This window comes from Gymnodinialimonas sp. JB5-7 (assembly GCF_055693405.1).
Window position 1 is genome coordinate 403,756 of record NZ_JBVFUX010000012.1, and the last position, 23,506, is coordinate 427,261.

25 protein-coding genes and 3 pseudogenes are annotated in these 23,506 nt (G+C 62.0%); 19 read left to right on the forward strand and 9 right to left on the reverse strand.

Features of this window, described 5'->3' with window-relative positions:
- Positions 1-28: 28 nt before the first annotated feature.
- The 6 genes from ACZ1HK_RS09765 to sucC form a co-directional block, all read right to left on the reverse strand.
- Positions 29-577, reverse strand: coding sequence for an STM3941 family protein (locus tag ACZ1HK_RS09765; protein ID WP_472628556.1), 549 nt, complete (start codon positions 575-577; stop codon positions 29-31).
- Positions 574-1,131, reverse strand: coding sequence for a succinyl-CoA synthetase subunit beta (locus tag ACZ1HK_RS09770; protein ID WP_472628557.1), 558 nt, complete (start codon positions 1,129-1,131; stop codon positions 574-576). Before ACZ1HK_RS09770 ends, ACZ1HK_RS09765 begins: the two co-directional genes overlap by 4 nt.
- Positions 1,128-1,922 carry a class I SAM-dependent methyltransferase gene (locus ACZ1HK_RS09775; protein WP_472628558.1) on the reverse strand — a complete coding sequence of 265 codons (795 nt, stop codon included), beginning with the start codon at positions 1,920-1,922 and terminating at the stop codon, positions 1,128-1,130. Before ACZ1HK_RS09775 ends, ACZ1HK_RS09770 begins: the two co-directional genes overlap by 4 nt.
- 17 nt (positions 1,923-1,939) lie before the next feature.
- On the reverse strand, positions 1,940-2,317 hold the full coding sequence (locus ACZ1HK_RS09780) for a hypothetical protein (RefSeq protein ID WP_472628559.1): 378 nt from the start codon (positions 2,315-2,317) through the stop codon (positions 1,940-1,942).
- 71 nt (positions 2,318-2,388) lie between these two features.
- Entirely contained in the window at positions 2,389-3,063 is a 675-nt protein-coding gene (locus ACZ1HK_RS09785) for a class I SAM-dependent methyltransferase (RefSeq protein ID WP_472628560.1), read from the reverse strand.
- 4 nt (positions 3,064-3,067) lie between these two features.
- Complete coding sequence (gene sucC, locus ACZ1HK_RS09790; RefSeq protein ID WP_472628561.1) at positions 3,068-4,261, reverse strand: ADP-forming succinate--CoA ligase subunit beta; 1,194 nt, start codon at positions 4,259-4,261, stop codon at positions 3,068-3,070.
- Between the two features lie 246 nt (positions 4,262-4,507).
- Here sucC and ACZ1HK_RS09795 point away from each other — a divergent pair, with 246 nt between their 5' ends.
- Together ACZ1HK_RS09795 and ACZ1HK_RS09800 are read left to right on the forward strand one after the other, a co-directional pair.
- Positions 4,508-5,521, forward strand: coding sequence for a glycosyltransferase family 2 protein (locus ACZ1HK_RS09795; RefSeq protein WP_472628562.1), 1,014 nt, complete (start codon positions 4,508-4,510; stop codon positions 5,519-5,521).
- Between the two features lie 57 nt (positions 5,522-5,578).
- Positions 5,579-6,193 carry a sulfotransferase family 2 domain-containing protein gene (locus ACZ1HK_RS09800; RefSeq protein WP_472628563.1) on the forward strand — a complete coding sequence of 205 codons (615 nt, stop codon included), beginning with the start codon at positions 5,579-5,581 and terminating at the stop codon, positions 6,191-6,193.
- Positions 6,194-6,211: 18 nt separating this feature from the next.
- Here the strand turns inward: ACZ1HK_RS09800 and mdh are convergent, their stop codons facing one another.
- Both mdh and ACZ1HK_RS09810 read right to left on the reverse strand, forming a co-directional pair.
- Complete coding sequence (gene mdh, locus ACZ1HK_RS09805; protein WP_472628564.1) at positions 6,212-7,174, reverse strand: malate dehydrogenase; 963 nt, start codon at positions 7,172-7,174, stop codon at positions 6,212-6,214.
- A gap of 115 nt (positions 7,175-7,289) precedes the next feature.
- Positions 7,290-7,547: a hypothetical protein gene (locus tag ACZ1HK_RS09810; protein WP_472628565.1), complete on the reverse strand. Its 258-nt coding sequence runs from the start codon at positions 7,545-7,547 to the stop codon at positions 7,290-7,292.
- A gap of 333 nt (positions 7,548-7,880) precedes the next feature.
- Between ACZ1HK_RS09810 and ACZ1HK_RS09815 the strand changes: the two genes are divergently transcribed.
- From ACZ1HK_RS09815 to ACZ1HK_RS09865, 11 genes and pseudogenes are all read left to right on the forward strand, one after another.
- A complete protein-coding gene (locus ACZ1HK_RS09815; RefSeq protein ID WP_472628566.1) occupies positions 7,881-8,738 on the forward strand; it encodes an HpcH/HpaI aldolase/citrate lyase family protein in 858 nt (285 codons plus the stop codon).
- Positions 8,738-9,304: an NnrU family protein gene (locus tag ACZ1HK_RS09820; protein WP_472628567.1), complete on the forward strand. Its 567-nt coding sequence runs from the start codon at positions 8,738-8,740 to the stop codon at positions 9,302-9,304. The genes ACZ1HK_RS09815 and ACZ1HK_RS09820 overlap by 1 nt, the downstream gene beginning before the upstream one ends.
- Before the next feature lie 3 nt (positions 9,305-9,307).
- Positions 9,308-9,511 (forward strand): DUF1737 domain-containing protein, encoded by a 204-nt coding sequence (locus ACZ1HK_RS09825; RefSeq protein ID WP_472628568.1) that lies wholly within the window; start codon positions 9,308-9,310, stop codon positions 9,509-9,511.
- A pseudogene (locus ACZ1HK_RS09830) lies at positions 9,508-10,526 on the forward strand (MaoC family dehydratase). The gene ACZ1HK_RS09825 and the pseudogene ACZ1HK_RS09830 overlap by 4 nt, the downstream one beginning before the upstream one ends.
- Positions 10,527-10,709: 183 nt before the next feature.
- Entirely contained in the window at positions 10,710-11,093 is a 384-nt protein-coding gene (sdhC, locus tag ACZ1HK_RS09835; RefSeq protein ID WP_472628569.1) for a succinate dehydrogenase, cytochrome b556 subunit, read from the forward strand.
- A 12-nt stretch (positions 11,094-11,105) separates the two neighbouring features.
- Entirely contained in the window at positions 11,106-11,477 is a 372-nt protein-coding gene (gene sdhD, locus ACZ1HK_RS09840) for a succinate dehydrogenase, hydrophobic membrane anchor protein (RefSeq protein WP_472628570.1), read from the forward strand.
- A gap of 12 nt (positions 11,478-11,489) precedes the next feature.
- Positions 11,490-13,313, forward strand: a pseudogene (sdhA, locus tag ACZ1HK_RS09845) (succinate dehydrogenase flavoprotein subunit).
- 27 nt (positions 13,314-13,340) lie between these two features.
- Positions 13,341-14,141: a polysaccharide pyruvyl transferase family protein gene (locus tag ACZ1HK_RS09850; RefSeq protein WP_472628571.1), complete on the forward strand. Its 801-nt coding sequence runs from the start codon at positions 13,341-13,343 to the stop codon at positions 14,139-14,141.
- A gap of 121 nt (positions 14,142-14,262) precedes the next feature.
- Positions 14,263-14,598: a succinate dehydrogenase gene (locus ACZ1HK_RS09855; RefSeq protein WP_472628572.1), complete on the forward strand. Its 336-nt coding sequence runs from the start codon at positions 14,263-14,265 to the stop codon at positions 14,596-14,598.
- A gap of 69 nt (positions 14,599-14,667) precedes the next feature.
- Positions 14,668-15,447, forward strand: coding sequence for a succinate dehydrogenase iron-sulfur subunit (locus ACZ1HK_RS09860; protein WP_472628573.1), 780 nt, complete (start codon positions 14,668-14,670; stop codon positions 15,445-15,447).
- 253 nt (positions 15,448-15,700) lie between these two features.
- A complete protein-coding gene (locus ACZ1HK_RS09865) occupies positions 15,701-16,054 on the forward strand; it encodes a hypothetical protein (protein WP_472628574.1) in 354 nt (117 codons plus the stop codon).
- A gap of 88 nt (positions 16,055-16,142) precedes the next feature.
- On the opposite strand, the gene ACZ1HK_RS09870 is transcribed toward ACZ1HK_RS09865, so the two are convergent.
- Positions 16,143-16,817 (reverse strand): DUF1868 domain-containing protein, encoded by a 675-nt coding sequence (locus tag ACZ1HK_RS09870; protein WP_472628575.1) that lies wholly within the window; start codon positions 16,815-16,817, stop codon positions 16,143-16,145.
- A 113-nt stretch (positions 16,818-16,930) separates the two neighbouring features.
- Here ACZ1HK_RS09870 and ACZ1HK_RS09875 point away from each other — a divergent pair.
- The 6 genes and pseudogenes from ACZ1HK_RS09875 to ACZ1HK_RS09900 all read left to right on the forward strand — a co-directional run bounded on the left by ACZ1HK_RS09875 (position 16,931) and on the right by ACZ1HK_RS09900 (position 23,438).
- A pseudogene (locus ACZ1HK_RS09875) lies at positions 16,931-18,563 on the forward strand (FAD-binding dehydrogenase).
- A gap of 298 nt (positions 18,564-18,861) precedes the next feature.
- Positions 18,862-19,203 (forward strand): inner membrane CreD family protein, encoded by a 342-nt coding sequence (locus ACZ1HK_RS09880; RefSeq protein ID WP_472628576.1) that lies wholly within the window; start codon positions 18,862-18,864, stop codon positions 19,201-19,203.
- Entirely contained in the window at positions 19,163-20,524 is a 1,362-nt protein-coding gene (gene creD / locus ACZ1HK_RS09885; RefSeq protein ID WP_472630815.1) for a cell envelope integrity protein CreD, read from the forward strand. The genes ACZ1HK_RS09880 and creD overlap by 41 nt, the downstream gene beginning before the upstream one ends.
- A 7-nt stretch (positions 20,525-20,531) precedes the next feature.
- Complete coding sequence (locus ACZ1HK_RS09890; RefSeq protein WP_472628577.1) at positions 20,532-21,011, forward strand: hypothetical protein; 480 nt, start codon at positions 20,532-20,534, stop codon at positions 21,009-21,011.
- A 35-nt stretch (positions 21,012-21,046) separates the two neighbouring features.
- A complete protein-coding gene (locus ACZ1HK_RS09895) occupies positions 21,047-21,904 on the forward strand; it encodes an urea carboxylase-associated family protein (protein ID WP_472628578.1) in 858 nt (285 codons plus the stop codon).
- 367 nt (positions 21,905-22,271) lie between these two features.
- Positions 22,272-23,438 carry a type III PLP-dependent enzyme gene (locus ACZ1HK_RS09900; protein WP_472628579.1) on the forward strand — a complete coding sequence of 389 codons (1,167 nt, stop codon included), beginning with the start codon at positions 22,272-22,274 and terminating at the stop codon, positions 23,436-23,438.
- Positions 23,439-23,506: the final 68 nt, after the last annotated feature.

Genomic DNA, 23,506 nt, shown 5'->3' on the forward strand with positions numbered 1-23,506 from the left:
CCTGTGGTCGTTTGAGTGCGAGAATTCATCATGCGGCTTGCCTGAGATCGGGGCCGCCATGGGCGTCGGAGTAAAGTGCGATCAGCACGGCCAGCTCTTCCAGCGAGCCTTCGATCTGATTGTGCCAAACCGTCAGGCCTTTGGACCCGAGCAAGGCTTGGTCCAGTTTCGCGGCCGAACGCATGGCGCGCGACGGCACGACACGCGCGTGCGCCGCATCCGTGATCTGAACAATCAAACCGGATTGCCCCTTCACGTTGATCGAGCCAAGACCCGTGACCTCGGACCAGGCCACTGGCCCGCCGCCTTGCACCTCAAAGGTTACACCGTCCGGTGCCAGCGTGATCATGGGCTGACCGGCCTTGCGTTTTGTCACCACGACGGCAGCCAAGCCAAGCACACCGATGATGATACAAATCACCGCAGCAATCACGATGCCGGTTTCACCTTCTTCCGGTCCAATCCAGAAAATGCTTCCGCCAAGCGCAACCATAAACAGCGCCACCAGGATGTATTTCCAGCCTAGCGCACGTCTGTGGAGCGTCAGGGCCTCATTGGGGTTCACATCAATGGTCATGGCGCAATCGGCATCAGCCGCTCCACGAACATGAACGTCTCGATCCCATTGGGCCCCGGGCGCGTGCCAACATGCACCACCGCGATCCGGCGTGGGTTCAACTGGCGCGCACCGAGAAGCGCTGTGCCCTCATTCGGCTGATATCTGTCTGGGATCGGGGCCTCCGTGCGAATGCCTTCCGTCTCCAACCCGGCAATCACGGCGCTGGCGGCCAAATCGGCGTAATCTCCGTCGAACGCGACTTCACACCGGCGATCGGTGCCGGTGGTCGCAGCCCGCCCGGTCACTGGCGAAGGGGCCGCGTTCGAAAACGGATCAAGGTCGTAGAAATCGACCCGCACACCGGGGCCCGCAAGAACTTCGCCTGCACGCGCTGCGGTCATGAACGGGCTGAAACAATTCAGCGCAAAGGCTTCACTGGCATCCTCGGCCACCTGGCCTGCATCTTCCTGCCCCTGCACCCGCGTGGTCGTGGCAAGCGCCATCAGCCCGACAATCCCGGCCACATGCAGCATCGCCCATATCAGGCTGCGTTTGCGCGACGGGCCGATCATGCGGCCTCCCGCTCGAACAGGACGTTGATATTGTCATCCAGCGGCAGCCGGATGGGATTCAGCAACCGCACCGAAAACCCGGTCCGGCGCGCAAGGTCACGCAAGGTATCCAACGTGAAATACTGGACATGATCGGGATAGCGCAGACCGACCCATTTGCGCTGAAAGATCATGCGGCCAAGGCTGTTGAAATTCGGCACACGCACATACGCGCGCCCACCCGGTTTCAGGATGCGCGCCACATGTTGCAGAACCGTATGCGGGTGGTCTTCATGCTCAAGGTATGACCGCAGGATCACCCCATCAAACATCGCATCGGGAAAAGCCTTGATCGCCTCTGCCCCCGGCCCGTGCACGCAATATCCACCATGCGCCCGCAGGTTTTCGTCGGCCTTCTCCGCCAGATCCTCGGAGATTTCGATGCCGTATTGCGTGAAGCCCGGATATTGCACCGACGCTGCCGCGCATCCAACATTCAACAGATTGCCGCTGCCAAACCAGTTCGCATAGCGCACCGCATCCGGTTTGCGCCCGATCCGATGCCGCCAGCGCGTGGCCAGATCAGCGCGCTGCAGCAAAGGCCGCGCCTCAAGCCGTGCGGCCTTTTCGGCGGCCCAAGTCTTTTCCCAGGCGAAATCGTCGACAAGGGCCTCGTATCCCGGCGGGTTGGTCAGATAGACCAGATCGCAAGATAGGCAGCGCCCCATCCGCCACTCATCGCGATGGAATTTGGGCATCTCGGCAGGCCCGTCCGCCCCACAGGACGGGCAGGCGCGAACGGGCGTTTCCATTTGAACACCATCCGCCATCACCAACGCGCCTCCACGCTGGCCCGGAAGAAATTCTCTGCCACGCCGTCCAATTGCAGGATTTCGATATCCGTGGCCTGCACACCAACCATGGTCGCGGCAGAGCTGCGGAACGTATCAGCGGCCAGGGTGGCATCCGCTACGGAAAAAACCATCGAACAACGCTCACCCGCCGGGTTGACCGACATATCGAATTGCTGATGGAAATAGGTCCCTGTTTCCGGGTTTGGCACCATGCTCGCATTGGCCAGCATCTGCTGCGCATCCACCAAACTGCCGCTTTGCATGCAAGCCGCCACGAACACGCGCGCCAGAACGGCCGGGTTGGCCTCGGCGCTGCCGACGGACGGGGCCTGCGCGCCGGCCGCGCTGACCATGCCAAGGGCAAGCAAACCGCTCAAACACGCAAAGCGGACCAATCCCATAGTGATATGACGCCTCGTCTGGCTCACGCCTTGTCTCGCGCCTCCAGTATGTCGCCAAGTTGCTCATGGCTCCACAACGCCATCGTCCGGCGACGCTTCCACGGTCCAACAGTGGCGTCGGTCAGATCATCCAGATCAAGCTCATCATGGCTTTCAGGAATATGCCTTACCGGCTTGGGAAAGTGGAACGGCGCCAGCATCGGGTTGAAATTGGCATGTTGCCCATTCTCACTCAGCGGCACGTTTTCATTCACCAGATCAACGGTCAGCAAAAGATGCGGGATCTTCGCCTTGTGAATGTTCTCGATCACCTTCCAGCGGAAATCATCCGTCAGATGGATCAGGCATTCGCGCACCATGATCAGATCGCATTTCGGCAGCTTGTCCGTCGCCAGGTCGAGGTGCACAAACCGGCGCCCCGTCCCGCCATGGGCGGCCTTCACTTCATCAACCAGCTCTTTCGAGATGTCGCCACCGATATACTTCACCCCGGTCAGATCAACGGCGGCCATCCAGGTCCAGTCGCCACACGGCGCGTCAAGGAATGTCTTGACGTCAAGGTCCTTGAAGAGCCCAGGCAATGCGCGCCGCAACCGCCGGGTCCGCCGCACGGTCGAGCCCGAGCCAGAGCGCGGCTTGCCCTTTTCCTCGTCCGCCCATGTCTTTTTCTCGAAGACGTCCTGAAGGTTGCGGTCCATGGGCTTACCCCTTCACAGCGGCCACAATCTTCTCCGCACCGTCTTTCAAATCATCCGCCGCGATCACGTTCAGGCCGGAGGTATTGATGATCTCCTTGCCCTTCTCGACGTTCGTGCCCTCAAGGCGCACGACAAGCGGCACTTCCAGACCCACCTCTTTCACCGCGGCCACAACGCCTTCTGCGATGATGTCACAGCGCATGATGCCACCGAAAATGTTGACAAGGATGCCCTTCACGTTCGGGTCGCTGGTAATGATCTTGAAGGCCTCTGTGACCTTTTCTTTCGTCGCACCGCCACCCACGTCGAGGAAGTTGGCAGGCTCAGCCCCGTAAAGCTTGATGATATCCATCGTCGCCATCGCAAGGCCCGCGCCGTTGACCATGCAGCCAATCTCGCCATCCAACGCGATGTAGTTGAGGTCGAATTTCGATGCCGCCAATTCCTTGGGGTCTTCTTCCGTCTCGTCCCGCAGCGCGGCGATATCGGCATGGCGGTAGACGGCGTTTCCGTCGAAACCCACTTTCGCGTCCAGCACCTTCAGGTCCCCGCCATCGGTCACGATCAGCGGGTTGATCTCCAGCATCTCCATATCCTTCTCGACGAAGGCGTTAAACAGGATGCCCATCAGCTTCACGCATTGTTTGACCTGCTGACCTTCCAGACCAAGCGAGAACGCCACGCGGCGTCCATGGTAAGGCTGGTAGCCCGTCGCAGGATCAACGCTGAACGAAAGGATCTTTTCAGGCGTTGCTGCGGCGACTTCTTCAATGTCCATGCCGCCTTCGGTGGAGCAGACAAAGCTGATCCGGCTGGTCTGACGATCGACCAGAAGCGCCAGATACATCTCGGTCTCAATGCCCGAACCATCTTCAATGTAGATGCGGTTGACCTGTTTGCCGACGGGTCCGGTCTGATGCGTTACAAGCGTGCGGCCAAGCATCTTCTTCGCCTCGTCCGCCGCTTCTTCGACCGACTTGGCCAAACGCACACCGCCCGCCGCGCCGGCATCGGCTTCCTTGAAGCTGCCCTTGCCGCGTCCGCCTGCGTGGATCTGCGCCTTCACCACCCACAACGGCCCGTCCATCTCACCCGCGGCTGTCTTGGCATCTTCCGCTTTCAGAACCACACGCCCGTCCGAGACCGGAGCCCCATATTGCCGCAGAAGTGCCTTCGCCTGGTACTCGTGGATGTTCATGGGATCGGTCCGTCTGTTAGGTCACGTTCCCTCTGGATAAGCACAACTTTTAGGTGCAAGGAAACGGGAAAGTTCAGCTTTTACAGGGTTTCCATCGAAAATCCGACATTTGTGATCACAGTCTGAAAATGTGTGATCACAAATCCCAAGCTGTATACTTCTCGCATCGACTCACCCGGGACTTGCCCCATTGCGCAATCCATCGCAGCTTGCAGGCGACGGGATCGCGGAGCGGCAAGAGGGCACATGACAGGCACACCTCGCTGGGGCATCGTCGCAACCGTGGCCGAACCTGCGCCCCTGGTCCTGGCCTTTGTGGCCCACCACCTGACGCTCGGTGCGTCCGAAATCCACATCTACCTTGATGAGCCCAACGATCCGGTGGGCGACGCGCTCGAATGGCTGCCCCCTGTCCGCGTGACCCGATGCGACAAATCCTATTGGCAGGCAGTTGCCCCGCGCAGGCCACGCCGTCACAACAACCGACAATCCATCAACGCGACCCATGCACAATCCGTCTGCAACCTCGACTACCTGCTCAGTTGCGATGCCGATGAATTCCTGCGCCCTGGCTCTCGCGTCGATGACCAGATCGCGGAAATCCCGGAATGGGCGACGTGGACAAAGGTCTTCAACCTCGAACGCACGATGGTGCGTGGCGCCCCGCAACAGTCCATTTTTGATGGCGCATTCAAGGTCCACTACCAGGGGCGCGAGGATACGCAATTGCGCACCTCCGACCTCATGCCAATCGGGTTTACGGGGCATGCCGCGGGCAAGCCTATGGTGCGCACGAAGATCGGCATGAATATCGGCATTCACGTGCCCCGCTATGGCCACATCAAAGACCGCGTCGTGCCGCCCCACTACCCGGCGGATCAGATCGAATTGATCCATTTCGACGGGCTCACGCCGCTCCATTGGGCCGGGAAATTCATCCGCCAAGCGGCCAAAACCCCCGACCGCCTCGAACAATTGCCTCCCTTCCGCATCGCGCAATGGCGCAAGATCGCTGCTAGCCTGCACGACGAGCAGGCCCTGCGCGCGCTCTATGACGAGGTGAACGCCTATGATGAGGGTGAGCTGACCCACCTGGAAGAGGAAGGCTACGTCGTGCGCGAGGTCTTTGACCCCACAAGGGCTTTGGAAACCGTGTTCCCCGGCCAATCCGTTAATCTGAGCCCCATGCATTTCGACACCCTGTTACGCCCGCGCATCGACCAGTGGCTGCGCACCGCGCGTAAACATGGCGTCCTCTAGACGCAGGCCTGATCTGCCGAATAGGGTGTCGCAAAACCAAACACAGCAGGCCCCCACATGCCCCTTGCCCGGATCGGCGACAGGATCCTTTTCTTCGCACATATCCCCAAAACCGGCGGCTCCAGCGTCGAGACGTATCTGGATCAAAAGGGCGCCGTCGCCCTGCGCTTCAAGCGCCGCATGGGATGGTCCGAGACCACGGCACAGCATATGGAGGCGCGCATTCACACTCGCCTGGTGCCCGACGGGTTTTTTGATGCCAGCTTTGCGGTGCTGCGCGACCCCGTTGCCCGCATGGTCAGCGAATACCGCTATCGCCGGGATCGCTACGAACGGCAGCGCGATTTCCCCGCATGGGTGCGCGCAGCGTTCGATGCCTATGGCCGCGACCAATACGTCTTCGACAACCACATCCGCCCACAGGCCGAGTTTCTTCGGCCCGGCATGGTTCTGTTTCGGCTGGAGGCTGGCATGGACGCAGTCTGCGACTGGATCGATGCCGAAACCGGAACACCGCCCGCGTCGCGCGACATCTGGGAAAAGAAATCTGCCACCGAAAAAGTTGCCGTGCCGGAGGATCTGCGCGACGAAATCATCAAATTCTATGCGGCAGATTATGCCGTCATGGACCGGATGATAGAAAACGGCCGGGCACTGGACCCGGCCGCCTGAATTCCTTGACGTTCTGGCTTAAGCCAGCGTCTCGTCGATCTGCTTGCACGCATCGACCAGGCCTTTGACGGCCTCGACCGAGGCGTCGAACATGGCCTGCTCGTCCTTGTTCAGCTTCACGTCAACGACCCGCTCAATGCCGCCCGCACCGATCACGGTCGGCACGCCAACATACATGCCCTTCAGGCCGAACTGGCCGTCGCAATGGGCCGCACAGGGCAGAACGCGTTTTTGGTCTTTCAGATAGGCTTCGGCCATTTCGATGGCCGACGTTGCAGGCGCATAAAAGGCCGAACCGGTCTTCAGCAGGCCAACGATCTCGGCACCGCCATCGCGCGTCCGCTGCACGATTTCGTCCAGTTTCTCCTGGCTGGTCCAGCCCATCTCCACCAGATCAGGCAGCGGGATGCCGGCCACGGTCGAATAGCGCACGGACGGCACCATCGTATCGCCATGCCCACCCAGAACGAACGCCGTGACGTCTTTCATCGAGACGTCGAATTCTTCGGCCAGGAAGTGACGGAAGCGCGCGCTGTCCAGAACACCCGCCATGCCGCACACTTTCGCGTGGGGCAGACCGCTGAATTCGCGCAGGGCCCAGACCATCGCGTCCAGCGGGTTGGTGATGCAGATGACAAAGGCGTCGGGTGCATTGTCGCGGATGCCTTCACCCACGGCTTTCATGACCTTCAGGTTGATGCCCAACAGGTCGTCCCGGCTCATGCCCGGCTTGCGCGGCACGCCGGCCGTCACGATGCACACATCCGCGCCCGCGATATCGGCATAGTCGTTGGTGCCCTTCAGCTTGGCATCAAACTTCTCGGACGGGCCGGATTCGGCAATGTCGAGCGCTTTGCCCTGTGGCACGCCTTCGGCAATGTCGAACAGGACGACGTCGCCCAATTCCTTCAATGCCGCAAGGTGGGCAAGGGTGCCCCCGATCTGTCCCGCGCCAATCAGCGCAATCTTGGGTCTGGCCATATCTCTGGTCCTCGGTCCGGTGATTTGTCGGGCGGAGGGGTAGCCCCAGCCCGGCCCCGGCGCAAGGGTGCTGCGGCGCGGCGGATGGCCTCAACCAGAGGGCGAGCGCCTCAGATCAGAGGTCTTCACCCGCCGCCACAGGCTCCATCGTGGCGAAATGCTGGCCCGCAGCCATCAGGCACGTCATGCCATTGGGTGAGGTCACCGTGATCGTCCAAGTCCCTGTTTCCTCTGAAACAAACACCTCCACGATGCGGTTCTGGTGCGCCAGCCCCATGCCCCTTACTTCTTCGCCATAGCGGCCGGTAAGCTCGCCAACAACCATCTCGCGTTGGCCGCACAGCATGTTCTGCGCCTCAGCGGGAAGGCCCACAATTGTGATCAGCCCGGCAAAGGCAATGGATGCAGAATCTGTTCATCATGTCGTCAGTCCCGTGTCAGGGGCGCGACAGATTGCAGGCCGAAGCATTGGCAAATCGGCGCCCGGTTCCTCATGGAACGACCTCCGAATGTGCAAGGCTCTTGGGGCCTTTGATTTGGACAGCTTAGGCGCGGAAGGGTTAATTTCCGATGAACCGTCTCAAAATTCTCGAAAATCTGCGCGAAACTTTATTGCGTAACATTCTGCATTGCAGCAAGAGACTTGCGCTTGCGGCGTAGATATGGTCCCTCAAAGGAAACGACAGCCAAGGATTCCACCTGCGCCATGACCCGCCCGTATCGTTCCGTCCTTTACATTCCGGCCTCGCGTGCCCGTGCGATGGAAAAGGCCAAGACCTTGCCCATCGACGCCATCATCTTCGATCTCGAAGACGCTGTCGCGGTCGATGAAAAGGCAAATGCGCGCGCACTGCTTCAGGAAACCCTCGTCACAGGCGGCTTTGGGAATCGCGCACAAATCGTGCGGATCAACGGCTTTGACACCGATTGGGGTGCCGATGATCTGGCCACCATCGCGGCGGCAAAACCGCAGGCCGTCTTGCTGCCCAAGGTCAACGGGGCGGCAGATATCGAGGCGCTCGCAGCCCTGCTCGACGCAAACCCCGACACCGCCGGAACGCAAATCTGGGCGATGATGGAAACGCCTGAAGGCATCCTGAACGCGGCCCAGATCGCCGCCGCCCCCCGCATGGCCGGTTTCGTGATGGGCACCAATGACCTCGCCAAGGATCTGAACGCACGCAGCCGCGAGGCGATGCTGACCTCGCTGCAGCTTTGCCTATTGGCCGCCCGTGCCCATGGCCTTGTCTGCATCGACGGCGTCTACAACGCCTTCCGCGATGAAGAGGGGCTGGCACAGGAATGCGCGCAGGGGCGCGACTTCGGCTTTGATGGCAAGACCCTGATCCACCCGGCGCAAATCGCCACCGCCAACGCCATCTTTGCGCCAAGTGCGGACGAAATCGACCTCGCCCGCCGCCAGATTGAAGCGTTCGAGCAAGCCGAGGCGCGTGGTGAGGGCGTGGCAGTCGTCGACGGCAAAATCGTCGAAAACCTGCACATCGAAACAGCCCGCGCAACGCTCGCCAAGGCGGACGCCATCGCAGAAGCGGAGGCCGCATAATGGGCTGGGTTCTTCTGATCGCAGGCCTGGCTGTCTGGTACGGTGCGCATTTCTGGAAACGGCTTTCGCCCACCACACGAGAGCGTTTTGGCGATCCGGGCAAAGGCATTGTGGCGGTTCTCGTCGTGGCGTCGATCGTATTGATGGTATTCGGTTACCGAAACGCCTTCGGTCCCGTCTGGTGGGGCCGGTCCGGCGCGCTTGTCGGCATCAACAATCTGCTGATGATTGTTGCCTTCTACATCTATGCAAGCGGGGCCACGCCGCCCGGCAAACCCCGCAATCGCCTCGGCACGAAACTCCGTCATCCGCAACTCATCGGCTTCACACTCTGGGCTTTCGCGCACCTCATCCCCAATGGTGACCTTGCCTCGTTCGTGCTTTTCGGCGGCTTGCTGATTTGGGCGCTCATGGAAATCATGCTGATCAACCGGGCCGAGCCTGCATGGACCCCTCCGGAATGGGGCGGTCGTGCCAGCGAAATCCGCATCGCGGTGATCGGGGCCGTGGTGTTGGTCGTCACCATGGGCATCCACTTCTGGCTTGGCGTAACCCCCTGGGGATAAACGATGAAAATCTACCGCTTGCTGACCGAGGATGACACCTCGGCCTTCTGCCACAAGGTGTCCGAGGCCCTGTCGAAAGGATGGGAGCTTCATGGCGACCCGACCATGACCTTCGACGCCGCGCGCGGTGTCGTGCGCTGTGGGCAAGCCGTCACCAAAGACATCGACACCCCCTATTCGGCAGACATGAAACTCGGACATCAATGAGCAGCACGAAAACCAACCCAGGCTACTTTTTGAGGATTACAGCGTCGGCCAAATCCTCGATCACGCCACGCCGCGCACTCTGACGGACGGCGACGTGGCGATGTATCAGGCCCTCTACGGCCCTCGCTTCGCGATGCAAAGCGCGCGGACATTCGGCGGTTTGGTTGCGCTCGACGATCTGATCACCTTTCACGCCGTCTTCGGCAAAACCGTTCCCGACATCTCGCTCAATGCCGTCGCCAATCTCGGCTATGCCGAAGGCCGGTTTCTGGCGCGTGTCGAGTCCGGCGACACCATTCGCTCGACGTCCGAAATCATCGGTTTGAAAGAGAATTCCAACGGCAAGACCGGCATTGTCTGGGTCCGCACGCGCGGCTTCAAAAACCAGGATGTGCCCGTGCTGGAATACGTCCGTTGGGTCATGGTCCGCAAACGCGACACCGCCGCCCCCGCACCAGAACCTGTGGTGCCTGACCTCGCCAAAGTCGTTCCAGCCGATGCGCTCAGCGTTCCCGAAGCACTGGATTGGTCCGCCTATGATTTCGCCGCCGCAGGTGAGCCGCACCGCTGGGGCGACTACGAGGTGGGCGAGATCATCGACCATGTCGATGGCGTCACCCTCACCGACCCCGAGCACATGATGGCCACGCGCCTCTGGCAGAACACCGCTAAGGTGCATTTCGACGTCACCGCGCGGCCCGATGGCAAGCGCCTGATCTATGGCGGCCACATCATCTCCATGGCGCGCGCGCTGTCGTTCAACGGGCTGGCCAACGCGCAGCTCATCGCCGGCATCAACGCCGGCGCCCACGCCAACCCGGCCATGGCGGGCGACACGATCTACGCCTGGTCTGAGGTTCTGGACCGCGCCGAAACCACGTCACCCGATGTCGGCGCGCTGCGTTTGCGGCTTGTGGCAACCAAGGGCAAGGCGGGCGGACTCCGGGGCGAAGACGGTAAATACCTGCCTGACGTTCTGCTGGATCTGGACTATTGGGTGCTGATTCCGCGCTAGCGGCATCAATGTGATCACACCACTCCAAAGTGTGATCACACACATGCATTCTGCGGCGTTAAGCCCCATAATTCACCGCATTTTCAACACCTGCTCGCGTGACAGTTGCGTGAAACTTGCTATTGATATGGAAACGACCGGCATCCGCCAGACCTGACGGCAAACCCATAGGGGACTCCAGCCATGGCCGACGTGAACCGCGGCAACCGCCCGCTTTCACCGCACCTGACGATCTATCGTCCGCAGCTTAACTCGATCACCTCGATCTTCGTGCGCATCACCGGCAACGCGATGCTGGTCTCCGCGATCCTCGTCGTCTGGTGGATGATGGCCGCCGCCTCGGGGCCGGAGTATTTCGCGACAATCGATGGCCTGATCACGTCCTTCTTCGGTGACCTGGTCATGACGCTCTCGGTCCTCGGCCTCTGGTATCACGCCCTTGGCGGCGTGCGGCACCTGATCTGGGACACCGGGCGGGGCCTCGATGTCGACACGTCCGACAAGATGGGCTGGGGCATGATCATCGGCTCCGTCGCGCTCACCTTCCTGACCCTCATCGCGATCTAAGGGAGGCACGACATGGCATTCGTAACCGACCGCAAACGTGTCACCGGCCTGGGCGCCGCCCGCTCCGGCACCGGCCATCACTGGACCATGACCGTCACCTCCGTGGCGCTCCTGATCCTGACGCCCTTCTTCCTCGGCATCATCGGCTCCGCCCTAGGCTCTGAGCATGCAGATGTCGTGGCCACGTTGTCGCGCCCCATTCCCGCGCTGATCGTTGCGGCCTACCTCATTGTTGGCAGCCACCACCTGCGGCTCGGCATGCAGACGCTGATTGAGGATTACACACGCGGCCTGACACGCAAGGCCTGCATCATCGTGACCACAATCCTTAGCTACGGCATCGCGCTTGGCGGCCTAGTGGCCCTTGTTCAAATCGCTCTCTGAGAGGCATTTCAGATGAAAGATACCATCTCCCCGGCCTACGATGTGACCCATCACACCTACGACGTTGTCGTCGTGGGCGCAGGCGGCTCCGGTCTACGCGCTACGCTCGGCATGGCCGAACAGGGCCTGAAAACTGCGTGCATCTCCAAGGTCTTCCCGACCCGTTCGCACACCGTGGCGGCCCAGGGCGGCATCGCGGCCAGCCTCGGCAATATGGGGCCAGACCATTGGCACTGGCACATGTACGACACCGTCAAAGGCTCGGACTGGCTCGGCGACACGGATGCGATGGAATACCTCGCCCGCGAAGCACCCAAGGCCGTCTACGAGCTGGAGCATTACGGCGTCCCCTTCTCGCGCACCGAGGATGGCACCATCTACCAGCGCCCCTTCGGTGGTCACACGACAGAATTCGGCGAAGGCCCCCCGGTGCAGCGCACTTGCGCCGCCGCTGACCGCACGGGCCACGCGATCCTGCACACGCTCTACGGCCAGTCGCTCAAGAACGACGCCGAGTTCTATATCGAATACTTCGCCACTGACCTGCTGATGAACGATGACGGCCAATGCGTCGGCGTCGTGGCCTGGAAGCTCGACGACGGCACGATGCACGTCTTCCACGCCAAGATGACGGTGCTGGCCACCGGCGGCTATGGCCGCGCCTACTTCTCCGCCACCTCCGCCCACACCTGCACCGGTGACGGCGGCGGCATGGTCGCGCGGGCGGGCCTGCCGCTTACAGGATATGGAATTCGTGCAATTCCACCCCACCGGCATCTACGGCTCCGGCTGTCTGATCACCGAGGGCGCCCGCGGCGAAGGCGGCTACCTGACGAACTCCGAGGGCGAGCGTTTCATGGAACGCTACGCGCCGACCTACAAAGACCTCGCCTCCCGCGATGTGGTCAGCGCGCTGCATGACGATGGAAATCCGCGAAGGCCGTGGCGTGGGCGCCGGATGGCGACCACATCCACCTGCACCTCAACCACCTGCCACCGGAAACGCTGGCCGAACGCCTGCCGGGCATCTCCGAATGCGCGCGCATCTTCGCCGGTGTGGACCTCACGAAGGAGCCGATCCCGGTCCTGCCGACCGTCCACTACAACATGGGCGGCATCCCCACGAACTATTGGGGCGAGGTGCTGAACCCGACCAAGAAGGACCCCGACGCGATCGTGCCCGGCCTGATGGCCGTGGGCGAAGCGGGATGTGCCTCCGTGCACGGCGCGAACCGCCTCGGTTCCAACTCCCTGATCGACCTCGTCGTCTTCGGCCGCGCCGCCGCGATCAAGGCGGGCGAAGTGGTGGACCCGAATTCGGCCACCCCAAAAGCCAGCCAGGCGTCCATCGACAAGGCGCTCAGCCGCTTTGACGCCGTTCGCTACGCCGATGGCGGCACCCCCACCGCCGAACTGCGCCTTGAGATGCAGAAAACCATGCAGGCCGACGCCGCCGTTTTCCGCACCGACAAGACGCTAGCCGAAGGCTTGGAGAAAATGACCAATGTCGCGGGCAAGCTCGACGACATCGCCGTCACCGACCGCTCGCTGATCTGGAACTCCGACCTGATGGAAACGCTGGAACTGGGCAACCTCATGCCCAACGCTTTGGCCACCATCGCCGGCGCCGAGGCGCGCAAGGAAAGCCGCGGCGCCCACGCGCACGAGGATTACCCGGACCGCGACGACAAGGATTGGCGCGTGCACACGATCTCACGTGTCGATGGCAACAAGGTCGACCTCGAATACCGCCCCGTGCACCTCAACCCGCTGATGGGTCACAACGAAGGCGGCATCGATCTGGACAAGATCAAGCCGAAGGCGAGGGTCTATTGATGCCGGTCTGCTGGCCCCGAGGTGTGCATGGCTGAGCCGCTGCGCCTGTTCTGGTGGAACGCCAAGCCCAATTTTGGCGACGAGATCTCGGCCGCAGTCGTGGCCGATGTTTCAGGCCGCGAGGTTGAGCATGCGGCGGCTGGAGAATGCGATCTATTCGCTGTCGGCAGCGTTTTGCTGGATGCGCGCCGCGCCAACGGACAAGCGCGCGAGGATGGCACGCAGCCATGGATTTGGGGCAGCGGATGCTTTGGCCCGCAACGCTTGGACTTCATCAAAAATGTGCGCTTTGCCTCGGTTCGCGGTCCCATCACGCAAGAGCTTCTGAATTTGCCGCCCCTTCCCTATGGCGATCCCGGCCTGCTCATTGCCGAGGTGTTGGGGGAAAAGATCGAACAGGTTGCGGGCCGCGTGGGCGTCGTCCCGCATAGATCCACTTTGCGCCCCCTCAACCGCGAGGGGCGACTGGCAGCGCTCGATGGTGTCACGCTGATCGACCCACGACAGGATTGGCGCACAGTCGTGCGGACAATCGCCTCGTGCGAAGTGGTTTTCTCCTCCAGCCTGCATGGATTGATCGTCGCGGATGCCTTCGGTGTGCCAAATGTCTGGCTGGACCCAGCCGGCATCCACAAAGATTTCCCGCGGCTGAAATTCTACGACTATGCAGCCTCGATTGGGCGTCCGATGGGGCCACCAATTACGTTGGAAGAAATTGCCCCGATGCTCGACACGCGCGGCGTGCCGGCCTTCGACTACGGCGATGCGGTTGCAGAATGCATCGCGTCCATTCGGGCCTCCTTCCCGGCGGAGCTGCGCGCAGCATGACCCGTATCTCTCAACAGATCCCCCAGAATTGCCGCGGCTGGACGGGCCCGTCGCAAACGAATGCCCGACCCTCCGCCCGTTTGGCGAGGCGCGATCCGAAATGAAGGCACTTGCACTCATAATGGCCACGGTCGCACTCTCCGCCTGCGTCGGTGGGTTCCAGGACGCCGCCGACCAGATCGCCCGCGAACAGGCCCGCACTTACGTGAACCAAGAGGTTGAGCGCCGCTTCCCCGGCGTCGATGCAACCCTTGTGACCGATTGCGTCATCAACAACGCCTCCGCGCAGGAAATCATCACCATCGCGGGCGGCATCGCGCTTGGAAACACCGATGCGGCCTCCAGCACGGTGGGCGACATCCTGTCCCGCCCCTCGACGATCCAATGCACCGCGTCCGGCGCCCTTGGCCCGCTCGTCGGCGGTGGCCAGAACATCCTTCAGGGGTTGCTGCGATGATCCGCCCCTGCCTGAAACAACGCGCGCCACGGGCGCGACCCCGAATGACCCGAGTGGAGACCTGAGACTATGGTTGAACTGACCCTCCCGAAGAATTCCCGCATCCGCACCGGCAAGACCTGGCCCAAGCCAGAAGGCGCCACGAACGTGCGCAAGTTCCAGATTTACCGCTGGAACCCCGACGATGGCGAAAACCCCTCCGTCGACACCTATTTCGTCGACATGGATACCTGCGGCCCGATGGTTCTGGACGCACTCATCAAGATCAAGAATGAGATCGACCCGACGCTCACCTTCCGCCGCTCCTGCCGCGAAGGCATCTGCGGGTCGTGTGCGATGAATATCGACGGCATCAACACGCTGGCCTGCATCTACGGCCATGACGAGGTGAAGGGCGACGTCAAGATCTACCCCCTGCCCCACATGCCCGTGGTCAAAGACCTGATCCCCGACCTCACGCATTTCTACGCGCAGCACGCCTCCATCATGCCGTGGCTGGAGACCAAGACGAAGCGCCCCGAAAAGGAATGGCGCCAGTCCATCGAAGATCGCAAGAAACTCGACGGCCTCTATGAATGCGTGATGTGCGCGTCCTGCTCCACCTCCTGCCCGTCCTACTGGTGGAATGGCGACCGCTATCTTGGGCCAGCCGCCCTCCTGCACGCCTATCGCTGGATCATCGACAGCCGCGATGAGGCAACGGGGGAGCGTCTGGATGAGCTGGAAGATCCCTTCAAGCTCTACCGCTGCCACACGATCATGAACTGCACCAAGACCTGCCCCAAGGGCCTCAACCCCGCGGCGGCGATTGCGTCCATCAAGAAGATGATGGTCGAACGGCAGCTTTAACTCGGGCGATGGCCGAGTTCGTCATTGCAGCTGTCACCCTGGCGCTTGCGTACGGGCTGTTCGACCTCATCTGGCGCCATAGGTCACTCACGCGAATGCTCCATGCTGGCCTTGGCACGGCGCTCGCTTGTATTTTTATTTTTGATCAATGGTTTGCGGGGTTGATACTTGGCGTCATCGGTGGCGTATTCCTTCTGCCGATCACGTATCTTGAAGCTCTGGCTTTGCTCCCCCGGATGTCCTCGCGCCTGCGTTGGGCATTGGTCTGCTCTCGGCGTCCGCTGTCTACCTTCTGCTGCGGGTAATGGATGCGGAACCACTTGCCATTGCGGCTTTCATACTCGTGTTCACCGGGCTCAGCGCAACACTCGCCAATCGCTGGAATGCCGAAGCGATTGCCCAGGAAGCACAACGCTTGGGTCTGACGGTCGTGTTCATTCGCGATCTGAACAGCATTTCCAGAATCGACAACGGTCCTCCACATGCCTGCGCCGTATGGGATAATCAGGCTTTTGGATGGAGCTATTCCGACTACCGCTGGTATCCTGCACCCTATTCATGGCGTTGCGCAAATCCCCGCCATCACTTAGACTACGAAAACGGGTGACCTGCCCCCCTTCATCTTGGCCGAAAAACTCCGGGGTGAGCGCGCCAGCGCGAGGGGCAGCGCCCCTCACCCCAAGACCACCAACTCCTCAAACCAGGTCATATCCGCAAATGCGCAAAACGCAGGCGGCCTGAGCGGCAGAATGGGCGCCGCCTGCCACCAACTCAGCCTCAATGCGCGCCAATCCCTCTTCCCAGATGGCGACCTGCTCATCCGGCAGCCAATCCAGCGAATAGGCAAAGGTCATGTGGAAGCCATATCGGTCATGTTCCCCCTGCCGATAGCCGAACGCTTTGGCCAAAGCCTCCCGCCACTCGCGCGCCACAGCCTCATCCGCGTCCGTCGCACCCACCAGATCCAATCCCCCGGGGCGTACCGTGGCCACGCGCACCGCAAAATCGTCCGGGCCCTCGAACCCGCTCAGCCGTGCGCGCATCGCCTCCGTCACATCCTCAACCGACGCATCCGCGTCCATCCAATCCGGCCAGGCATCCGCCTGCCTGCGGTTGTCCAGGACCCCTTCAAACACCGTCATGTGCAGGCTCTCGACCGGCGTAAAGATGAACCGCTCTGCCCCCGGCAGCGCCATCATCGCCGCCCGCGCCGCAACCACCGCCTGCCCGCCGGGCCTGTCCAGATCCAGATGCCGCACGACCGTATTGCCCGGATCGGGCAGAAACCCATCCTTGTCATACCGCTGCCCCAGCCGCCGCGGCAGCTGCGCATTGGCGCGTTTCGAAAAGCTCTCAACCGTGTGATCCATAGTGCCACTACAAACGCAAACCGGCCGTTCACGCTACCCCCATACGCACGGCGCAAACACCCTTCCGCAACGAAACAAGTGACCCACGGCGCCCGCGCCGTTAGCCTCTCTCCATGAACTACGACACCATCATCATCGGCGCGGGCCTTTCAGGCCTCGTCGCCGCCTACCACGCCGCCGAACGCGGCCGCAAAGTCGCCCTTCTCGACATGGAAGGCCCGCAATCCCTGGGTGGTCAGGCGTGGTGGAGCCTCGGCGGCCTCTTCATGGTCGACACGCCCGAACAACGCCGTCTCGGCCTGCGCGACAGCCGGGATCTGGCCGCAAGCGACTGGTTCGGCTCCGCCCAGTTCGACCGCTCTGAGGACGCCAATCCCCGCGCCTGGGCCGAGGCCTATCTCGACTTCGCCGCAGGCCCGATGCGCGACTACCTCCACGACCTCGGGCTGCGCTGGTTCCCCGTGGTCGGATGGGCCGAACGCGGCGGCGCGCTGGCCTCAGGCCACGGCAATTCCATCCCCCGCTTCCACGTCACCTGGGGCACCGGCACCGGCGTCGTGAAGCCCTACGCCGAGCGCGTCCAAACCCACCCCAACATCACCCTCCACTTCCGCCATCGCGTCACGTCGCTGATCATCGAGGGCGGCACCGTGAAAGGCGTCGAGGGCGAGATCCTCGCCGACGACATGGCCGAACGCGGCCAATCCACCAACCGTACCGTCACCGGCCAATTCAGCTACACATCAGAAACAACCGCCATCACCACCGGAGGCATCGGCGGCAACCACGACCTCGTCCGCGAACACTGGCCTGTGGAACGCCTCGGCCCGCCGCCAATCCACATGATCTCCGGCGTCCCCGATTACGTGGACGGCCAAATGGCCGGACAGGCCAAAGCCCAAGGCGCCACCGCGATCAACGAAGACCGCATGTGGCACTACACCGAGGGCCTGCGAAACTACGATCCCATCTGGCCCAACCACGGCATCCGTATCCTGCCAGGCCCCTCCTCGATGTGGTTCGACGCGGAAGGCACGCGGATGGAGGCCCCTTGCCTGCCCGGCCACGACACCACTTCCACCCTCAAACGCATCCTGCAAACCGGCCACGACCACAGCTGGTTCATCCTGACCCAGTCGATCATCGAAAAGGAATTCGCGCTCTCAGGCAGCGAACAAAACCCCGACCTCACCTCCGCCAAATGGTCCGCAGTCTTGAAGGAACGCCTCGGCAAAGGCGCCACCGCAAGCCGTCGAAGCCTTCAAGGAAAAGGGTGAGGATTTCGTCGTCGCCTCCGACCTCGACACCCTCATCGCCGGCATGAACAAGATCACGCCCCAGGCCCCCCTCGACCCCACAAAAATCCGCGCCCAGATCGAGGCGCGCGATGCGCAACTCACCAACAAGGTCTCCAAAGACGCCCAGATCAACGCCATCCGCGCGACCCGCAAATATATCGGTGACAAGCTGATCCGCGCAGCCAAACCGCACCGCATCCTCGACCCCGCCCACGGCCCCCTCATCGCCGTGCGCCTCAACATCATCACCCGCAAGTCCCTGGGCGGCCTGCACACCGACCTCTCCGGCCAATGCCTCCGCCCCGATGGCACCCCGCTTCCCGGCCTCTTCGCAGCAGGCGAGGTCGCAGGCTTCGGCGGCGGTGGCTATCACGGCCACAATGCGCTCGAAGGCACGTTTCTGGGCGGCTGCATCTTCTCTGGCAAAACCCTGGGCGAAACGCTCTGACGCCAGCCCCTCCTCGGCCCTTAAGGCCCTCCTCGCAGCTGCCCCCTTCCTTGTTTCAGAAATACCTCGGTGGGTCGTCCTTTGGTGCGCCATTGGTTCAAGCCCAATGGACGACAGGCGGCGCCTCCAATCGGGCCAACGGCCCGACCGCCGCGCGCCAGCGCAAAACAATCAAACGCGGCGCAAGCCGCTCCTTTTGATAGACCAAAACAACCCCGAAACCTGCACATCTCCTGCACACGCCCGCGAACACAGCGCCCTAGGGTCGGCACATCTGCCCCAACCCAAGGACCCGTCCATGCGCTCCCTCGGCACCCGTTTCCTCATCGTTGGCCTTCTGGCCGTCCTGATGTTCATCCCCACCTTCTTCGTCTCCCTCGTCGTCGAGGAACGCGATTATCTCGCCCAACAAACCATCCGCGACATCGGCCGCGAATGGGGTGGTGAACAGCTCCTCTCCGGCCCCGTCCTGATCCTCCCCGTCCAGGGCACCTTCCAGGTCAACGAAACCTTCACCGTGACCGACCCTGAAACCGGCGAGGAAACCGAGGAAACTCCGCCAGGTCCCCCGCATCCGGCGTACCGATCACATCTATCTTCTGCCCGAGGATTTCACCCTCGACCTCGGCACCGAGACTGAGATTCTCTCCCGCGGCCTCTTCGATGTCCCTGTCTTTCAGGCGCTTGCCACCATGGGCCTGACCTACGACCTCGACGCGGCGGAAGACCTGATCCTCTCGAACGAGGAGATCCTCTGGTCCGAGGCGTCCTTGCGCCTCACGGTCTCCGACAACCGTGCGCTGCGCGGCGTGGCAAACCTTCAAACCGGCACCGACACGATCCAACTTGAACCCCGCGCCGACGGCCAGGCCGGTGTCATTGCCGCCCTCGGCGACCCCCGTGGCCATGACGGTTACACGCTCACCTTGGGCTTCAACGGCGCCGACACGCTGCGCGCCACTCCGATGGGCCGCCAATCCACCGTGACGATCACCTCCGACTGGCCCCATCCCAGCTTCACCGGGGCTTTCCTGCCCAACACCCGTGAAATCACCGAGGATGGCTTCACCGCCACATGGGACATCCCCCACCTCGCCCGTCCCCTCCCCCAAGCCTCGCGGCAGGACCATGACGCCACCGCCCGGCAACAAGCCGCCTTCGGTGTGCAGTATTTCCAACCCAACGATTTCTACCAAAAGGCCTACCGCGCCGCCCGTTATGGCATCCTGTTCGTGGCGCTGACCTTCCTGACCGTCCTACTGATCGAAGGGGCCACCAAACGCCCGACCCATCCGGTGCAATACATCCTCATCGGCCTCGCGCAGTCGACCTTCGTGCTGCTCATGGTCTCCTACGCCGAACAAATCGGCTTCGGCGCGGCCTACCTGCTCTCCGCCGGGGCCACGACTGCGCTCCTGACCCTCTTCGGCCTCGTCGGTCTGAAACTCGGCATCCGCACACTGATCCTTGGCCTCATGCTCGCGATCACCTACGCGGTCCTCTACCTGATCCTACAATCGGCCGATTACGCCCTCCTCGCAGGCTCCACCCTCGCCTTCTTCGCCCTGGCGCTCACCATGTACATGACCCGGAACGAAGATTGGTACGGCCCCCACGCGACCCCTCCAAAACCGTCTGGGGCACCCCCAAACACGGCTACCCCCAACCCAACACCTCGCAGAAGACGCCCACTCCAACGGCCCCACAGGCGCCGCCCGAGCCCCCTGTCTCTCCCCAGAGCTCGTAACCGGCAGGCCAAGTGGCCCCGTCTTCTGCCCCTAGAGTGCACGGCCAAAGACCTGGCCAACAGCCTTTGGCCGTGCACCGCACAACGATCGAGTGTTGTGCAACGACCGCCCAATCCCCTGTCCTGGATTAGTGGCACGTCGCTGGACCCCGAGGTTCTTGTCCAACTTCGGGGTCTTTTTCGCGCCACGCGAAGCGTCTCACGTAAGGAGTAGCAACCGAATGAAAGATCTTTCCAGATCCACGCTTCAGCTCGTTTTCAAGGTCGTTTCGTCCGTTCTCGGCATTGCCTTTTTATATCTTGGAGCACTCAACACGGTTCTGGCTCGGGTTGCCGGAACCTGCACACAAGGCGATGCGACCCGCCTCTACGGGATCATTTTCACAGGCATTCTCTGTGGCCTTGGCCTGCTGGCTCTAAGGTATTCATCGCATTCACGGGTGGTCGACTGGGTGCTCTATCCACTCTTCGCCTTTGCGGTGTGGCAAAGCTGGTTTTCAATCCGCCTCGCCTACGAAATCTTGGCATTGGGGCGCTCTGCATGCGACGTGCTTCATGGCGCGACACCCGCATACCCGATGAGTGGATCCGAGCCTTTCTTTGCCATCTCATGGCCTTTCGTATCTATCACCATCATGATCAGTCTTTGCTCGATCCTCGTTGCGCGCCATAAGGATCGAGGCACCTCGCTACGCGCGTAGGTTGCGCATACCCCACCACGCACCGGATCACCGCCATGCCCAATCGCCGCCCCAAGCAATCCACACCACCAGCCGATGCGGAAGCCCGCCGCGCCATTGTACCCGTCGTCTGCTACCCGCCCGAAACACTCCCCGAACCGCAAAACCTGGGCCCCGCCACACCCGCTGGCCCGATAACCGCGCTCCTCGCCCAACCGCGCGAGGCCACCACCTTCCGCGCCCGTGCCGGCCAGACCATCCGCATCACCTCCGTCGACGGCCCCCAGGTCGGCGATCTGAACCTCTGGAACGCCCACGACCTGTCTGAGCGTTTCTTCTCTGGCAAAACCCGCGCGCTCCACGGCACCCATGTCACCACCGGCGACACGCTCTGGTCCAACATCCCCCACCTGCGCGCCATGGCGACCATCACCCACGACAGCCTCGATTGGTACGGCATCGACGCATATGGCGGCGCGGTACACGACGTCATCGGCACGCGCTGCGACCCCTACACCAATGCACTGCTGAACTCCGGCGACCAATACCACCACTGCTGCCATTCCAACCTCACCCGTGCCCTCGCCGATGAGACCGGCCTGCCCCTGCAGGAGGCCGAACTTCTTGTACATGATGTTCTGAACGTCTTCATGTGCACCGGCTTCACCCGCGACACCGGGCAGTACTTCATGAAGGCCTCCCCAGTCCGTCCCGGCGACTGCCTAGAGTTCCGGGCCCAGATTGACCTTCTCGGCGCCCTCTCCGCCTGCCCCGGTGGCGATTGCGGGGCCGAGCATTCGTCCGACACAACCCCCTGCTACCCGCTGAAGATCGAGGTCTTCGATACCGCGCATACGGCGACGCATCAGCCGCCCGCAGCGAACCCTTATGACAGGACACACGGGCGCGGCTAGATGTGCTCAGTTGAGCGCAAATCTGCTCCGCTGATCAGAGATTATGGGGCACCGCAAAACTGACCGAAAAAGCGATCAAATGAACGGGGTTTGCTCGAATAATGTGATCCGTTGAACGCAAACCCGCTTAGCTGAGCGGATTTTCTGAAATCGGCTGACGATTTCTCTTGATCCGAATCCGCATCTGCCCCAGATGCGCGCCATAGACGCCAACGCACGCGCCTCTGTCACGGGTGGTAAGTCGGTTTCGCGCAGGTCTCACGCGCCGAGCCGGGATAACCATCGCAGTTACGTAGCGACGGTAACGTCTCCCTTTGAATGCAACGCGTCCCCTTAAATGGGGCGTTCCGTCCACTTGGAGAACGTGATGACCGCTACGTTTACCGCCCTTTCCGGGGCGCCCGTTTCCGTATCCCGTACCGAAGCCTATGCTCGCGCGCACAGCTTTGACCGCCCAACGCTGATCCTCGACATCGACCGTGTCGTGCAGCAATATCAAGCGCTTAGCACCGGCTTGGGCCGCGCCCACATCCACTATGCGGTCAAGGCCAACCCGCAGCCCGAGATCCTGGAACGCCTTGTCGCGCTTGGCTCCGGCTTCGATGCGGCCTCCCGTCACGAGATCCAGATTTGCCTCGATGCCGGGGCTGCGCCCGCACACATCTCCTTCGGCAACACCGTCAAAAAGCCCGCCGACATTGCGTTTGCCCATTCCGTCGGCGTCGATGTCTTCGCAGCTGATGCCGTCGAAGAGCTTGAAAAGATTGCCGAAAACGCCCCCGGCGCGCAGGTCTACATCCGCCTGCTGGTCGAGGCGTCCGGTGCCGATTGGCCCCTGACCCGCAAATTCGGAACAACCCGCGACAACGCGATTTCCCTCATGCACGCGGCCCGCACCCTTGGCCTGCGCCCCGTCGGGCTCAGCTTCCACGTCGGCTCCCAAACCCGCGATCCCGCGATGTGGGCGCCGGTCCTCGACGGCATCGCTCAGGTCTGGAAAATGGCGCAGGATCAGGGCTTTACCCTTGATCTTTTGAACATTGGCGGCGGCTTTCCAGCCTTCTACGGTGACGACATCCCGCACCCGACGACATATGCCGCGAAGGTGATGGACCTTGTCCACGCCCGCTTTGGCGATGTCCCCCGCATCATGGCCGAACCGGGCCGCGGCCTTGTGGCCGAGGCGGGTATGATCGCGGCCGAAGTGCTGCTCGTGTCCCGCAAATCGCCCGATGACCTGCACCGCTGGGTCTATCTCGATATCGGCAAATTCTCGGGCCTTGCCGAGACAATGGACGAAGCCATCCGCTATCAATTCGCCACAGACCGCGACCATGAGGCCACTGGCCCCTGCATTCTCGCGGGCCCATCGTGCGATTCAGCAGACGTTCTGTACGAAAAACGCCCCGTCGCCCTGCCGCTTGGCCTCAAGGCCGGTGACCGCATCTGGATCCGGAATTGTGGCGCCTATACAACCACTTACGCCTCTATCGGCTTCAACGGCTTTCCACCGCTCGACGTCGTGATCCTGTAAGACACCTTACGGGACGGCGGGAGGGGCGAAGTTCGCGATCTTTTGCAAAGCAAAAGACGCGGACCAGC